2 protein-coding genes are annotated in these 964 nt (G+C 59.1%); one reads left to right on the forward strand and one right to left on the reverse strand.

Features of this window, described 5'->3' with window-relative positions; translation table 11 throughout:
- A partial coding sequence (locus ACXJKR_RS33515; protein ID WP_457326537.1) for a M14 family zinc carboxypeptidase occupies positions 1-570 on the reverse strand: 570 nt, incomplete at its 3' end.
- Positions 571-840: 270 nt separating this feature from the next.
- Between ACXJKR_RS33515 and ACXJKR_RS33520 the strand changes: the two genes are divergently transcribed.
- Positions 841-964: helix-turn-helix domain-containing protein (locus tag ACXJKR_RS33520; RefSeq protein ID WP_457326538.1), on the forward strand; the 124-nt coding region annotated here is incomplete at its 3' end.

The raw sequence follows: 964 nt of genomic DNA on the forward strand, positions 1-964 counted from the left end.
GGGTAGCCGTGGCACCAGCACAGGAGGCTCGATCCGCACGCCCTCCTCGTCTCGCAGCTCGGATAGCTCCCCTCCAGGGCTGATCTGCCGCATGCAACCGATACGCCCATCGCCGTCGATGTCGGCCGTCACCCACCGCGGAGTCTTCCGGTGGATCTGCTCATCGACCGGGCTGGAGCGAAGTGGTCTTCCGGTGGACAAGAATTRCTCGGCGCCATCCGGAGACAGTCGAGGCACGACATAGAACAGGGCCTCGCGCAGTGAGGCCGCCATAGGCTTTGCCAGTGGTTTCCCGCCGACTTGTTCAGCGCCTGACATCAATGCGATCAGGTCGGAAACGATGGCCAGAGCCACATTGGTGCCGCACACCTCGCTGGCGTGCATGTTCGCGTCGATCCAGACCGCCGGACGCAGACGGTCTGGATCCCTGCCCACAATGAGCATGGGAATGCTTCTACCTTCGGCGGACTGGCCGAGCGAGCACAGGCGAACGAGGTCTGCGTGCGTAGCCGCCCAGCCCTCCAACTGCCCCATGAGTTGTGCGTAGTTCAGGTAGCGATCTCGGAACATCGTGGTCTATTTCTGCAACGCCCTATGGATGGGCTCGCGGTCAATGTACCGACGTCCTTACACGCGAAAAATGCGCTGTATCTGATGCTTGCATTGACCCAGACCGATGTTTGCCGACTGCATGGAGCTACTCGACGACACACGGCACTGCAGCGGAATACAACAAATCGATGGGATTTACACTGCGATTACATTGATGAAAATCGATGCAGTGAAGGTTCTATCGCAACGTGCGAGCAGCACTGCGGAACCTCCACCAGGATTCTTCTCATGCGACAAGTACACGATGTAGATCTCAAGTTGCTTCGAGTCTTTGACGCGGTCGTCCGTTGCGGCGGCTTCTCGGCTGCGCAGGCAATGCTCAACGTTGGGCAATCCACCATCAGTGCGCAGA

The organism is Roseateles sp. P5_E11 (assembly GCF_054049355.1).